Annotated in this window: 11 protein-coding genes, 2 tRNA genes and 1 pseudogene; 10 read left to right on the forward strand and 4 right to left on the reverse strand. The window is 52.0% G+C overall.

Translation table 11 applies throughout. The features are described from left to right. A pseudogene (locus H6F91_RS05995) lies at positions 1-140 on the reverse strand (photosystem II D2 protein (photosystem q(a) protein)); the annotation flags it as partial. A gap of 503 nt (positions 141-643) precedes the next feature. Here H6F91_RS05995 and H6F91_RS06000 point away from each other — a divergent pair. The 6 genes from H6F91_RS06000 to H6F91_RS06025 all read left to right on the forward strand — a co-directional run bounded on the left by H6F91_RS06000 (position 644) and on the right by H6F91_RS06025 (position 4827). Further along, positions 644-919, forward strand: a complete 276-nt coding sequence (locus H6F91_RS06000; protein WP_190770443.1) for a hypothetical protein — start codon at positions 644-646, stop codon at positions 917-919. Between the two features lie 10 nt (positions 920-929). Further along, a complete protein-coding gene (locus H6F91_RS06005; RefSeq protein ID WP_190770479.1) occupies positions 930-1607 on the forward strand; it encodes an ABC transporter ATP-binding protein in 678 nt (225 codons plus the stop codon). A 298-nt stretch (positions 1608-1905) separates the two neighbouring features. Beyond that, positions 1906-2451, forward strand: a complete 546-nt coding sequence (locus H6F91_RS06010) for an NYN domain-containing protein (protein ID WP_242035656.1) — start codon at positions 1906-1908, stop codon at positions 2449-2451. Between the two features lie 231 nt (positions 2452-2682). Further along, a tRNA-Asn gene (locus H6F91_RS06015) sits at positions 2683-2754 on the forward strand. Positions 2755-2842: 88 nt separating this feature from the next. Further along, positions 2843-2914, forward strand: a tRNA-Asn gene (locus H6F91_RS06020). Between the two features lie 182 nt (positions 2915-3096). After that, entirely contained in the window at positions 3097-4827 is a 1731-nt protein-coding gene (locus tag H6F91_RS06025) for a glycosyltransferase (protein ID WP_190770445.1), read from the forward strand. Positions 4828-5042: 215 nt separating this feature from the next. Here H6F91_RS06025 and H6F91_RS06030 read toward each other — a convergent pair whose 3' ends face one another. The 3 genes from H6F91_RS06030 to H6F91_RS06040 form a co-directional block, all read right to left on the reverse strand. Continuing rightward, the gene (locus H6F91_RS06030; RefSeq protein ID WP_190770446.1) at positions 5043-5429 is read right to left on the reverse strand and encodes a VOC family protein; all 387 of its coding nucleotides are present in this window, start codon (positions 5427-5429) and stop codon (positions 5043-5045) included. A 590-nt stretch (positions 5430-6019) separates the two neighbouring features. After that, a complete protein-coding gene (locus H6F91_RS06035; protein ID WP_190770447.1) occupies positions 6020-6850 on the reverse strand; it encodes a CAP domain-containing protein in 831 nt (276 codons plus the stop codon). A 545-nt stretch (positions 6851-7395) separates the two neighbouring features. Continuing rightward, positions 7396-9330: a Calx-beta domain-containing protein gene (locus tag H6F91_RS06040; RefSeq protein WP_190770448.1), complete on the reverse strand. Its 1935-nt coding sequence runs from the start codon at positions 9328-9330 to the stop codon at positions 7396-7398. Between the two features lie 491 nt (positions 9331-9821). Here H6F91_RS06040 and H6F91_RS06045 point away from each other — a divergent pair, with 491 nt between their 5' ends. The 4 genes from H6F91_RS06045 (at position 9822) to H6F91_RS06060 (ending at position 14247) form a co-directional block, all read left to right on the forward strand. After that, complete coding sequence (locus H6F91_RS06045) at positions 9822-10673, forward strand: Npun_R2479 family HD domain-containing metalloprotein (RefSeq protein WP_190770449.1); 852 nt, start codon at positions 9822-9824, stop codon at positions 10671-10673. A 211-nt stretch (positions 10674-10884) separates the two neighbouring features. Beyond that, positions 10885-11592, forward strand: a complete 708-nt coding sequence (gene deoC, locus H6F91_RS06050; RefSeq protein ID WP_190770450.1) for a deoxyribose-phosphate aldolase — start codon at positions 10885-10887, stop codon at positions 11590-11592. 34 nt (positions 11593-11626) lie between these two features. Further along, positions 11627-12670 (forward strand): DNA repair protein RecO, encoded by a 1044-nt coding sequence (gene recO, locus H6F91_RS06055; protein ID WP_190770451.1) that lies wholly within the window; start codon positions 11627-11629, stop codon positions 12668-12670. Beyond that, the gene (locus H6F91_RS06060; RefSeq protein WP_190770452.1) at positions 12667-14247 is read left to right on the forward strand and encodes an MFS transporter; all 1581 of its coding nucleotides are present in this window, start codon (positions 12667-12669) and stop codon (positions 14245-14247) included. Before recO ends, H6F91_RS06060 begins: the two co-directional genes overlap by 4 nt. The last annotated feature ends 275 nt before the right edge of the window (positions 14248-14522 follow it).

Here is a 14522-nt window from a genome sequence, read left to right on the forward strand (position 1 = left end):
CCGCCCAGTGCCAGGTAAGCACAGGGAAACAGCAGGATGCCAGACCAGCCGACGAAGACGAATCGGTCACGCTTGAGCCAGTCATCGAGGACGTCAAACCATCCCCGCTGCTCTTGCGCCCGTCCCATTGCTATGGTCATCGCGCAAATCTCCGAATTAAAAAAGTAGGTAATGGATAAGTTCGCTTCTTACAGAGCGTCGTCCTGCAAATGCAGAAGATAACGAAACCTGTAAGGAGTGTTTACTTTTCTTTACTGTTTTATCATTATACCGATCTCCCACAGGAAAGCTATATCTTAAGGAAGATCGATGAAATATTTGCTGGGTAAGCACTACAGGCTCTTTTGCCGATCTCTTCAAGAGGTTTTTCTTAACGAAATTCTCCTTCTTATGTGAGCTAACAAGTTGAGTTCGCCACATCCTAATGAGTATTTATGCGCAGCAAAAACCACTTCAAGAGACGGACAGTTTATTGAAATATCGATAGTTTTTTCCGCAAACTACAAGTATGACGGTCTGAACTTCTAAGAATCTGATAGAACTCTTCATAAAAGAAGAGAACTCAAGATTTCCCCCCGGTCTTCGAAACATTTGAGATACTGGGATCTGGATTCACGTTTTGCAGGGCTAGGTAATTAAACTCATGTTCATGATTGATGTCGTGCTGAAAAACACCCCTTCCATCCTGTCGGTGCAGCGGAAGGCTGCCGAAGATGCAGAAGCGGTTTACAAACAAATCACGGAGGCGATCGCCAACGGCAATCCTAAAGTTCTAGAACTCACCTGTGAAAAAGAAGCCAGCAAGCGGATCACAATGGTTGTAAGCGAAGTGATTGCAGTGCAAGTTTCTGACAAGGCCGGTGCCGGTAGCACCTCGGGCCGTGCCCCTGGCTTCTTTGCACTAACGGCGGGTGAGTAGTTCGTCCCCTATGACCGATTTGGCGATCGCAACCCACGACCTTTCCTTTAGCTGGTCGGATGATGCGCCCATTTTGCAATCTTGCACATTGTCTGTGCCCAAGGGCGAATTCTGGATGCTCCTGGGCACTAATGGCAGTGGAAAATCTACGCTGTTGAAATTATTGGGGGGGTTGCTCAAACCCCAGAGTGGAACTCTAGAAATTCAAAAACCCTTTGGGTTTGTCTTTCAGAATCCTGATCATCAACTAGTGATGCCCACCGTGGCAACGGATGTGGCCTTTAGCCTGGGCAGCGATGGTCTATCCACCCTGGAAGTACGGCATCGCGTGGAAGAATCCCTCGCAGCCGTCAACTTGCGGCACCTCCAGCAGCGCCCTATCTACGCTTTGAGTGGAGGGCAAAAGCAGCGCGTGGCCATTGCGGGAGCGATCGCCCGTCACTGCGAAGTCTTGCTGCTAGATGAGCCCACCGCCCTGCTCGACCCTGAAAGCCAGATCGACCTGGTGAAACAGGTACAGCGCATTGTCAGGGAACGGGGCATCACTGCTCTGTGGGTCACCCACCGATTGCAGGAGCTCGATTACTGTGATGGAGCGTTCTTACTGGACCAAGGCCGCGTCGTCGACCAAGGCGACCCCATCCGTCTTGAACAACGCATGATGGAGCTGCAGGGAAGCTTTCTGTAGTATCTGCTTGCTGTACTGCGAGATGCCCTCCATGAGGACATCTCGCAGTACAGCAAGCTTTTTCATATTCAGGAGAAGGTGCGAATTTCCTACTGAAGCCACGTCGTTAGTGCATTCGGCCAGCGTGGCTGCTCCGTTGCTGTACTGAATGCACCTGCACATCGCCAGGTATGAGAAACATCTATAGATTACAAGATGAAATATTTACATATTGCAATAAAGAAAGGGATGATGAGGTAGGTTTCGCTTCACTTAACCACACATACCTCTTCCAATGCCGCGCAAAAAGCCGCCAGCCATGTTGCTGGTCGACGGTTACAACATGATTGGGGCCTGGGCAGATCTCACCGATGTGCGCGATCGCCATGGCCTTGAAGAAGCGCGCCGCCAACTCATCGAAATTCTGATTAGTTTTAGTGCCTCCCGCGACTACACCACAGAGGTCGTTTTTGATGCCCACTATCAGATGACTCAGGGCAACCGTGAGGTCTTAAACTCCTATTTCTCCGTCTATTACACCGATTACCGCCAAACCGCCGATAGCTATATTGAGTTGATCTGCTGTCGGCTGCGATCGGCGATCCAAGCATCGCACCAACAGATTATTGTCGCCACCTCCGACCGCGCCCACCAGCAAACCGTTCAGGGCTACGGAGCTAACTGGATGTCGGCCCAACAATTGCAGACTGAAGTGGCTCTGGCCGAACGCCAATTTCGCAAACGCCACTCCCACAATCAAAAATCCTCGGGTCGCTTCCTGATGAATGGTCTCGACCCAGCGGCTCAGAAACGGTTGGTGGAGTTGCGTATGAATATAGAACGGAAAGCACCTCCCAGTCCTTGAGGGCACAATCATTTTTTGCAACAAAATCAAACCTCCTATTTTTACTCTATCAAAGCGAAAAAATAGGGGGTTTGATTTTGAACCAGCGCAAGACGACAGTAAAGCCAAGCTGTTTCTAGAAAGCTCTTACAGCAAGGCTTTTCAGATTTTCCAAAAAAATCTTTAAAAAAGAGGGCTGTAAGGGTTGTCAAGAACAACCGTTTATCGATAATATAAATTTCGCACTGGCGTTCCTCCGTAGCTCAGTGGTAGAGCGGTCGGCTGTTAACCGATTGGTCGCTGGTTCGAATCCAGCCGGGGGAGTTGAAATAAAAAAGAGGGCGGAAGCTTCCCCCTCTTTTTTATGACCAAGGCCATGCGTTTGTCGGTAATATAAAGTTTGAACGGGCATTCCTCCGTAGCTCAGTGGTAGAGCGGTCGGCTGTTAACCGATTGGTCGCTGGTTCGAATCCAGCCGGGGGAGTTGAAATAAAAAAGCGATGACAATGTCACCGCTTTTTTATTGTGCGTACTCTATGTGACAGGCTACGTAGCGTCCTGTTTCCCCGCAAACAAATTCCAATTTCCCAAACGATATGATCAGGAAATTGTTGGGTTCGTGGCCCCTGCTGTAGAAAGCGTGGCATCCCAGAAGCGAGGTAAGCTTTGAAAGCGTGGAACGAAACCACTCAAAATATTGCATTACTGGGTCTCTGGATTGCCCTGGGCCTCGGGCTACGCTTACTCAACCTGACGAGCAAGCCTGTCTGGACGGATGAATTTGCCACTATCGTCTTCAGTTTGGGTAACAGCTTTCGCACGGTGCCTCTAGACCAGGTTATCCCCATGGCGGATCTCCTCGCACCATTACAGCCAGACCCCACCGCAACCGCTCAAGATACGATTCGCCATCTGCTGACAGAGAGCAACCATCCACCGCTCTACTTTGTGCTGACCCATCAATGGTTGGAGTTATTTCCTTCTGTACAGGGGCTAGTGTCCGTGTGGGGTGTGCGATCGCTCTCCGCGATCTTCGGCACCCTTTGTATTCCTGCCTTTTTTGGCTTAGCGTGGCTTGCTTTTGGTTCACTCCGCGTAGCCCACTTGGCCGCGGTTCTGGGAGCCGTCTCACCGTTTGGCATCTATCTGGCTCAGGAGGCTCGTCACTATACCCTGGCAGGATTATGGGTAACAGCCTCGTTGGCATGCCTGGTAGCCGTTAGCCGCCAGCTGGCACACCAAAATCCACCGTCCTGGTGGGTATGTCTCGCCTGGATTGTCGTCAATGCTCTAGGGTTTGCCACACACTACTTCATGGCCTTCACGCTAGTGGCTGAGGGGCTAGTGCTGCTGGCCCTGGCGATCGCCCGATACCGCCAGGATGATCACCTCCCCCTAAAGCTCTGGAACCGTGTTGCCGTGGCTATGCTTGGCACCCTTGCCACGATGCTAGTCTGGGTTCCCGTCGTCCAAAACGTTCAGAATAGTGCCCTCACCGATTGGATTACCCCAGAGTCTCAGGGATGGTTGGATGGGTTGGCACCTCCAGGACGGATCATCGCCAGCCTCGGCGCCATGTTCTACTTGCTTCCAGTAGAAGCCCGAGAGCTTTGGGTCGCCATTCTTTCAGGAGTGGGGCTGTTGGCTTTGGTGAGTTGGTCATTCCCAAAATTTTACCGGGGGCTGCGTCGAGGGTTAAGGCAACCTGAATGGCGACTCCCTCTGATTATCCTGGGCGGAATGGTTGTGGGGGCGATCGCGATCTTCCTGGCCTCGGCCTATCTCCTCAACCTCGACCTGACCCTGGGTTTCCGCTACACCTTTGTCTACTACCCCGCCGTCATTGTGTTAGCGGCTGCTGCCCTGGCCAGCCTGGAATATCGTTCAACCTTACGACCTGCTGAGGGATTGCGTCGCTGGCAGCAGGCAAAGGCTGGGTTTATCACAACAGTTTTGGCCTGGGGTTTAGTGGGTTCTCTCCTCGTCGTCAACGACTTAGGCTTCCGCAAAACCCACCAGCCTGATGTTGTGGTGCGGTGGATGAAGGACGAGCCCGCCGATTCTACTCTTCTGGCCATGGCCCATCGCACTCATAGCCAAACCGGGCGGATGATGGGCGTTGCCCTGGAATGGCGAAAGCAAATACCCGATGTCCCTGAACCAGAAATTTTGCTGGCGTCCCACACGGCTGATAATCCCAATCAGGCTATCCTGACGCTGCAAGAAACCTTACAAACCCATGTACGCCCCTTTGACCTGTGGCTAGTTAATTTTGCCCCCGTCTCCGATCAACAATTGCGGGATGTTTTGAAGGACGAGCAGTGTGCCGTTGACACGAAGCGCCGCCGAACCGAGGGATATAGCTTCCGTCGTTATAACTGCCAACCTCGCACTTAAATCAACTTCAGTTTGAGGCAAAGACAAATTCGAGAAGGGCATCATGCATTACCCTTCTCGAATTTGTTCACTTTCAGCTGATACCAACTACAGTTCGTAACCTCAGTTCGGGATAAGCTGCAGTGCTCATTTTGGCGTGCGCAAAGCGCACACCAAAATGAGCATTTTCAAGTGCCGCGCGTTGCGCGGCACTTGAAAATGCCCTTAACCTGAACTCAGGTTTCGTAGAGTTCCAGGGGGAGATTATCAGGATCTTTGAAGAAGGTGAACCGTTTTCCTGTCAGTTCATCAAGGCGGATGGGTTCTACTTCAACGCCTTGAGAAGTCAGGTCGGCGATCGCTTCGTCTAAACTTTCAACGGCAAATGCCAGGTGACGTAAACCACAGGCTTCCGGATACTGAGGACGCGCCGGGGGATCCGGGAAGGAAAACAGTTCAATTTGTGCCTGATCATTAACGCGCAAATCAAGTTTGTAGGATTGGCGCTCAGCTCGGTAGGTTTCCTGAATGATAGGAAATCCTAAGACCTTTCCATAAAAGTGTTTAGAGCGTTCATAATCCGAGCAAATAATAGCAATGTGATGAATTCCAGCAGGTTTCATAACGATGGGTTCGGTAACGTCCAGAGTTGCAGTAAGCCGTGAATCAACTGGAAAGATGAGCTCAATACTTACTCAGATCAACGATGCAATGACACTTCAAGCCATGCTTTCAACCAACTGCCTGAGCTTATGCATCGCAGATATTGACATCTCGATGATCTAAACATGTCTCAGTATCAATACCTTCACCATTTTTCCAGCAATTCTCAGTATGGGCATCAAAGCTAAGAGTTCGCGCCCGTAGGGCGTGAACTCTTAGCTTTGATGCCCGAAAACCGCGCGCCAAAGGTGCGCGGTTTTCGGGTCTGATTTCAAAACGAGAATTGCTACTATTTTTCTCAAGGCCTTGATTTTGTGTGTGCGTCGCGTATACAAAATCAAGGCCTTGAGAAAAATGGCGAGAATGTTGAGTATTGATGGGAGTTGTATCATCCCCCAAGTGCAAAATTGTTCCAGGCTTGAGCGTCTTCCTCCACTCAATAGCTTCTGATGTCCTCACTAACCGGACCAAGGCTATACACATAAAGCAGGGGGAGGATAGGCTTGCTCCCATCCTCCCCTTGTACAAGCCGCGAGCTCTCGGTTAGCCGTTAGCGCTCACTGCCCTCAATGAAATCGCTGGCATAGGTCATGCTGCACATCGTTCCATAAACAGTGTGCTCACCACAGGAAATGCCGGTATAGCGGTAATTTTGCCGCAGAATTGCCTGACGATGGCCTCGGTTAGAAACTCCATCATCGACGATCCATTGCATGACATGCCAGCGGGCTACATTAATGGGGCTATAGCTGAGATTTTCTCCAGCCTGGCTTCCTGGCGCGGCTTCCCAGGAACCGTAACGATTCAGTCGATCAAAAGGGGTGCTGCCATCACTGCCGTAGTGGCCATCGGCTCCGAGCGACCCCAAATCCCTGACATGGTCCCGAGCAGCATGAGACATCCCTGGGGATGGAGTTAACACAGGCAGGGGAGCCGTATCGCGGAGGGCGGCGATCGCTTCGTCCACGGCCGCCACGCCTTCTACCGTCTCGATAGGTGGCAAACCAGGCAACCGCAGCAAGTTGCCATCAAAGTATGACCTCAAGTTTTCCAGTTCATCGGCGTAACGGGAGGGTTCAGCTCGAAGACGATTAGTTTCCGCTACGATCTCGCGTTCCACTGTTGAGAGGTAATTAACCGTAGATACGGCCGTAAAGTACTCAGTAGTTGCCAGCGGAGGAATGCGCGTTGGGAGCGCTGGTTCCATAGAGGAACCTTGAGAGACCTGTTGCACGGCACGAGTCGTAGGCGTAACCAGAACAAGATTGGCAAACTTTGGCTCCGTTGGGGCAGCCTCAGCATTAGCCGTTATACCAACAGACGCAAGAACTCCCATCCCTGCTAGCAGCAGAGCGGACGCCCAGGATTTGGAATATGACATATCGGAATAGGGGAGAGCCTTACCGATTAGGTTGGTGAGCGGCTCAAATGAGGGCGATCGCCAACCCAATCGGAAGGAATTTTCTGTTTAGTCAATTGGGCAAACTCTCATAGGAGAAGGCACAAAAACCACCAGGCCTATGAAAGTTCGTTGACTGTATGAAAATTGTATGGCGAATCAGGGAGAGGCTAAATCCCTAAAACCTTGAAATTGCAAGACTTTGCAAAGACTTCTTACTTAGAAAAAGAATTCATGTTTCCACGGGTTGAACCGGACTTTTTCTCCCGATGGTTGAGTTCGTTGGTCATATTTAAAGCGTGTGAATGGGATGTGGTGAAAGGGGCACTTCGTGCCTCTTTCACCACATCCCATCCATACATCTATAGCCATGTGCAAGTGCGTTAAGTACAACAACGGTGGTGTGGGGCACTTCGTGCCCCACACCACCGTACTTAATCAACGTTCTAGACGTGTGGTTGTTGTGAGAGGGTGTCCAGCATCTCTTTCACAACAACCAACCACCTATTTGCAACATGCTCAGTTAGTCAAACAAAGTAGCGGGCCACGGCAAGCGCTCCCAGGGTTGAGTCACCCGACTGAAAGCGCATGCCTGTCACCTCAACCACAAAGTCCCCCGAGGCAGCAAAGGTTGCCTGAGTGTTATTGACTGCCAAAAACTGCCGTCCCTGCCAGGCAAAGAATACGCCCTCACTTGCCCGTAGCCCCTGGATTCCACCCTGGCGCGCATTCTTATCCCGATAAGCAGCCTGAGCAGCAGCAGCCAAAGTTGCCGTTCGTTGCAGGCCTGCGTTAAAAAGGCCAACCGGACGGTTACTTGTCGCAGGATTGCCGTCATAGTCGAGACGAATGCGATCGCCCCCTGCCGCATTGAAATCCATAATTCGATCCATCGGGGCCAAGCGGGAGTTAGCCAAGGCTAATGCCTGACCAGCTCCCTGGTATTCAAATACATCGCGCCCTGTGCCCCCAGAAAGGCGATCGCCCCCTGTGCCCCCATTCAGCGTATCGTTACCTGCCGCACCCGAAAGTGTGTCGTTACTTGCAAAACCCAGCAGTAAATCGGCTCCTGTCGTCCCAACTAAGGTATTTGCCGCCGCATTTCCTCGAAAGATTGAATAGGGATCATTATCAGTCAGCGTCACCGTTGCCGAATTGACGGAGCCAATCGTATAGCCACTGTCAGCAACCAACGATAGCTGTACCGTTTCCGTAGCCTCAGCCAGGCTGTCATCCACTGCAGTAATCGGCAGATCCGCGTAAGTCGCTCCGGCAGCCATCACAATGGCTCCGCTCAGGCTGGTATAGTCTGCGGTCGGGGTTGCTTGCCCGGTTCCTGCCGCAATGGAATAGTAGAGGGTTAGAGCCGTGCTGGTATCCCCTGTGCGGGTAAAACGGAAGCGACCGGGATTACTGCCAGCTTCAGAGGCAGTAGCATCAATCGCTTGAAGCGTAACGACCGGCAGAGCGGGTGGACCATCATTATCTAACAGTGTGATAGTTGCCTGGGTTGAGGACGCCAAATCATAGTTCGTCCCGTCCACCAGGGTGAGAATAAGCGTTTCATCCCCTTCTACGAGGCTGTCATCCAAAGCTGTAATGTCAAGGATCGTGCTGGTTGCGTTAGGGGCGATCGCCACCGTTCCCGTCAACATTGGCCCATAATCTTCACCGGATGCCGATCCACTGATCAGATACTGCACAACTAATTCTTGACTGAGATCGCTGCCAGTGCGGCTGATTTGGAACTGGCCTGGGGAGCCGCTGCCTTCGGTGAGAGTAGAGGTGAGGGGGGCGATCGCCACAATCGGCGTCAAAGAGGGCCGCGTAGCCGTGACGCGAATATCATCAATTCCAATCCACTCATCACTCCCACTCGCATTGGCCGTCATGATGCGAATTTGAAGCCGCTCCTTGTTTTCAGCAGCACCAGGAAGCGCCACACTAACGTTGGTGACAAGAGTAGCCGTATCAGGGCCACCACTGGCATCGGCCACGTACCCTGCTGGTAAGTTCATAAACTCGCCTGCATCCCCAATGCGGTACTGCAAAGCGACGGGCTGAATCGAGTTGTTAGGAGAACTGTCTAAATCTCGTAGGCGGTATGAAAGCTGAATGTTGGTGACACCCGTTGTATCAAGGTAGAGAACAATATGCGGAGCATCCGCTGTGCCCGAACCATTTAGAGCAACGGTAGGATCATCAACCAATTCAAATTCTGCGACCCCACCTACTGTCAGGAATCCAGGAGCAATCTCGTTGGCATTGACATCTATGGGGGTACCACTGCCATCTAAAAGAATCAGTTGCGGGCTAGCCCCAATACTGCCAGTCAAGCCATCGCCTCGAAACCCTTGAATGCTGGGAACACCACTCCAGTTATCAGCCTCCACAATTTGCCCTGTGTTGCTCCAATCTTGGAAAAAGTCAGCCGTTGCAATACGAAAATAGTCAGCCGTCATGGTGGGCGTTCCCAGGTGAATGAATCGGTAATGAATACGTAAGTTGAGTTGTTTTCTTCCAGTTCTTTCCGAAAACAGCCGCGATTCTACGCATCCCGTCTCATTCTTGGCCTGACAGAATTTGTTCCCATCAGGGAAAGTTAGGGATTTACAGGAAATTTATGGGAGCTCAGGTGTTTTTGAAGGGAACACTGTGAGTAGATTTTCTGAATGCATTAATTTTTCCTTCGAACGCACAGAGGTTTCCCGCCCAAATCAAGGCGTAGACTCACGTTCACTGCTTCCAGGGAAATCGTGTCACCCCTCTCAATCCAGTCTTTAAGGGCTTATGCTAAAAGAGGTTTCCTGAGTAGGTTAAGGTGTGATAGCAATCACTCCATATCCCAGGGGTTTCGTCACCGATCCAGAATGAAAACTAAGCTACGTTAACCCTAGAGAATCTTCCGCTATTCTTTAGCAAACCCTTCAATAACATTAGGCTGGGTTTCCAGATGTTTAACGCTACAGAACTCCTGATTTCCGACTTCGTGACCAAGCTCAAGGAGGGATACCGCCATACCTATGGGGGCTTAAAGTCTGACTATGAGGACATTATTGGTTGGGTTGGCGCAATGGCGCTAGAAAACATCGCCAACAGTGATGCCCTCTACCATAACGTCGAGCACACCATTCTCGTTACCCTCGTTGGTCAGGAAATCTTACGGGGTAAGCATATCCGAGAAGGGGGGGTGTCCTGCGAAGACTGGCTCCACTTTATCGTTTCCCTGGTTTGCCATGATATTGGTTACGTCAAGGGCGTTTGTCGTGAAGACCGGGATGGTTATTACGCTACAGGCCAGAGCGAGCACAGAGTAAGCCTGCCAGCAGGGGCCTCTGATGCCAGCCTGACTCCCTATCACGTCGATCGCGCCAAGCTGTTTGTAGACGAGCGGTTTGGTAGCAACCGTCTGATCGACGCTGACATCGTGAAAAAGAATATTGAGTTGACTCGCTTCCCTGTCCCGAGCGATGAGGATCACCAGGACACAATGAATTATCCTGGGCTAGTGCGGGCCGCCGACCTCATCGGTCAGCTCAGTGACCCCCGCTACCTCAAGAAGATTGGCGCACTCTACTACGAATTCGAAGAAACTGGAGTGAACCAGCATTTGGGGTACAGCCACCCCGGTGACCTGCGGAAAAACTACCCCACCTTCTACTGGAAAGGAGTTTTCCCCTATGTGAAGGATGGTCTCCGGTACCTCGCACTAACTCAGCAGGGACAGCAGATCATTGCCAACCTGTACTCCAACGTTTTTGTCGTCGAGCATGATGATGTCGCCCTGCCTATGGTGCAGGTCTAATCTCGCCCCTTGACCCCCAAAGCTAGAAACCGCATTTATCGACAGCACTGTCGGTAAATGCGGTTTCTAGCTTTGGGACCTTGTCCTATTGGTGGAGGCGCAAAACATCTGATTAATATAGCTTTTCAATCTGCTTTCAGGTTGTCAATTCGGAAGCCCTTGTGGAAGCATGGAAAGAGTGACTCCCTTGCCCTCCGGATAGAAGCAACCCATGGCTAAACCGTATGTCGATCTCGATCTGGCAGGCTTGATCGATCATTCCTTTCTCCTCCAAACCGCTACACCGGAGCAAATCGCCAAAATTTGTGAGGAAGCCGATCGCTTTCGGTTTGCGGCTGTCTGCGTCTTACCGACTTATGTGCGTCAGGCTGTAGATTTGCTCAAAAATAAATCTCCAAACGTCTGTACCGTTATTGGCTTTCCCACGGGGGCCAATACCTCAGCCGTAAAGCTCTACGAAGCCCAGGAAGCGGCTGAGAGCGGTGCAACCGAGCTAGATGTCGTACTAAACCTGGGTTTGTTAAAAACGGGGCAATCCGAAGCTGTTTACAAAGAATTGGCCGAAATTAAAGCCGAAACCGGACAGGTGATGAAAGTCATCCTTGAAACTGGTCTGCTGACGGATGCAGAAAAGAAGCTGGCAGCGGAAATTAGTATGGATGCCGGAGCTGATTTCGTCAAAACCAGCACAGGTTGGCTTGGTGGCGCAACAGTAGCCGATGTGCGTTTGCTAAAAGAAGTGACGCGCGATCGCATCGGCATCAAAGCTTCCGGAGGTATCCGTACGGTGGAGCAGGCCCTCGACCTGGTCATGGCAGGCGCCACCCGGTTGGGAACCTCTCAGGGAGTACAACTGATCAACCAATTGGAAGGGCTCGATCTAAGCCAAGTGGAGGAGGAGACGCTGCAAGAATACTAGTCAGCTCTCAACTCCCCATTTACGGAGCAGGTACATGCCAGGAACCTATAAGGCAACAGGAATCAATTTGAAGGGAGTACCGATGGGGGAGAGCGATCGCCTCCTGACCATACTCACCCGTGAGTACGGCCTGCTCCGAGCCGTCGCGCCCGGTTCTCGCAAACATGAGTCAGGGTTACGCGGGCGTAGTGGGTTGTTTGTGGTCAACGATCTCTTCCTGGCGAAGGGGCGAGGGCTCGACAAAATTATTCAGGCCGACAGTTTGGAATCCTTTCCAAAACTAAGCCTGGACCTACGGAAGCTAACTGCTGCTCAATATTTAGCAGAACTTGCCCTCTATCAGGCTCTCAGTGAGCAACCCCAGCACGACTTATTCGACACTCTGCAGGCTAGTTTGAGCCAGCTTGAACAAGCGGATGGTGAAGACATTCTTCCGTTGCTCGTGCAAGGTATTATGCAGATGATACGGTTAGCCGGGGTCGCCCCTGAGGTCGAACTCTGCTCAGTGACGCGCAAGCCCATTGCGGAAGGCAACACTCAGGCTCGCTGGCAGGCTGGGTTTCACCCCGCCGCAGGGGGTTTGGTGCAACTTTCAGTGTTTGACAAAATCACTCACCGGGAACGATACGCTCCCACAGGAGATGATCCGGCTTTCCCTGATGTTGTGCCATTCGCTAACAATAGAAACAGCACCCGTGAGGGAGAAGCAGGAAGTACGTCCCCGGAACCAAAACCAAGTGCCTTTCAAACCCAGTCTGCTCCCACCCCTGAACGTCGTGATGTTCAAGAAGGAACCCTCGTGCGACAGTCTCGAGGCTCCTACCGCTCTCGGGCTCCTGTTGCCGGAACCCGTCTGACCGCTAATGAGTTGGCCTTACTTCGTCAACTTGGGCGATCGCCCCAAACCGGGTCAGAGGAGCCCTTTGTGGCTTCCGCCTACCCGTCTGAAACATGGCTTGCTATGGAGCGAGCTCTGCGCTACTACGCGCAGTACCACCTTGAACGCACCATTCAATCAGCCAGCCTGATGGACTCGTGCTTTGCTCCGTTACCGTCTACGGTTTTGCCCCACGCATGATGCAACGGTTTAACTCTGATTTAGACATCTCCTACAAAGCGTCCAAAATGGGCGAGGAAGAGGTTTGCGAACTCGCAAATCTAGACGATAACGGGGTCAGCGCACGTTCTGCTGCGCCACCCCAATCGGATCATCACTTGGATGGGACCGAAGAGGACGTTAGTGGCTCCGATACTCAGTCCACAGAAACTGGGTCACAAAATGGGCACACGGCCGCTTCCAACCCAGAATCCCCTACAACTAGCCAACCGGTTGGAATATCGCCCCCTACTGAAGCAGAAGCTGAGGTTGCCATTGAACGGGGTTTCTGGCCTGTACTCCGGAATACAAACTTCCTGTCGCTCTGGAGTGGACAAGTTTTTTCTCAGTTAGCCGACAAAGTCTACCTGGTGCTGATGATTATGATCATCACCACTCAGATTCAGAGCACAGGGCAAACGGTGAGTGGGTGGGTGTCCTCTATCATGGTGGCGTTCACCATTCCAGCGGTGCTCTTTGGCTCAGTCGCCGGGGTTTTTGTCGATTACTGGCCTAAAAAAGGGGTTCTGGTTCTGACCAATCTGCTGCGTGGGGTGCTGGTACTCCTACTTCCGCTGTTGCTGGGCGTTGCTGGGGTAGGGTCGATCGCCGGAGTTCCCATAGATTTTGGCGTCCTGCTGGCAGTCACATTCCTGGTTTCAACCCTGACTCAGTTCTTCTCCCCCGCAGAACAGGCCATTATTCCTCTACTGGTCGAGCGACGTCATCTCCTCTCTGCCAATTCCCTCTACACCACAACAATGATGGCCTCGGTGATCATTGGCTTTGCTGTCGGTGAACCGTTGCTGGGTCTGGCCGATCGCGTCATCGCCCCGTCTATTGGTGCTGGCAACTTAGGGAAAGAGTTGCTGGTAGGTGGCAGCTATGTCATCGCCGCTGTACTGCTGTTGTTGATTCGGCCCCATGAGCCGAGCGATCGCCCGCACCGAGAGCAACCTCCTGTCTGGCAAGAAATCCGTGATGGTGTGCGCTATCTCAACAGCCAGCCTCGCGTTCGGGCAGCCTTACTACAACTGGTGATGCTCTTCTCCATCTTCGCAGCCTTAGCGGTACTGGCCGTTCGGATGGCTGAGGTCATGCCAACACTGGCCTCCTCTCAATTTGGCTTCCTGCTAGCTGCCGGTGGCATCGGTATGGGTCTTGGGGCACTGTTGGTCGGGCATATTGGGCACGATTTCTCCCGAGAACGGCTCAGCTTCTATGGCGCCATTGGCTTGGGTGCTTCTCTAGCAGTCCTCTCCTTGTTTACCCAGCAACTTGTTCCAGCTTTGTTAACCCTGGTCTGCTTAGGTGCCAGTGCTGCCGCCGTTGGTGTCCCCCTACAAACAACCATTCAGGAACAAACCCCTGAAGATATGCGAGGAAAGGTGTTTGGCTTGCAAAACAATGCCGTCAATATTGCCCTGAGCTTACCTTTAGCCCTGGCAGGCATAGCTGAAACCTTCTTGGGACTGCGGGTTGTGTTTCTGGCCCTGGCAGGATTGGCGATCGCCAGCGGCCTATTCACCTTTAGCCTCTCTCGCAAGAGCTCACCCTAAGCAACCTGAGTCCGGGTTAAGGGCTTTTTCGAGGGGCGTGCGAAGTGCACCCCTCGAAAAAGCCCTTTTTGGTGTGCGCTTTGGGCATACCAAAAAGGTCACTTGGGCTTATCCCCACCCAAGGTTAAGTAAACAAACGTGTGTAAGGCTATACGTATTTTGGATAGGTGGGCGATCGCACTAGGACGCTTGTTGAAGACCTTGATTTTGCATGGATACAGCGTGCGAAAAATCAAGGTTTTCCAAAAACTGTCCCGTCCGTTGGTATCAAAAAC

It is taken from the genome of Leptolyngbya sp. FACHB-8 (genome assembly GCF_014695575.1).
Lineage (GTDB): Bacteria > Cyanobacteriota > Cyanobacteriia > Elainellales > Elainellaceae > Vacuolonema.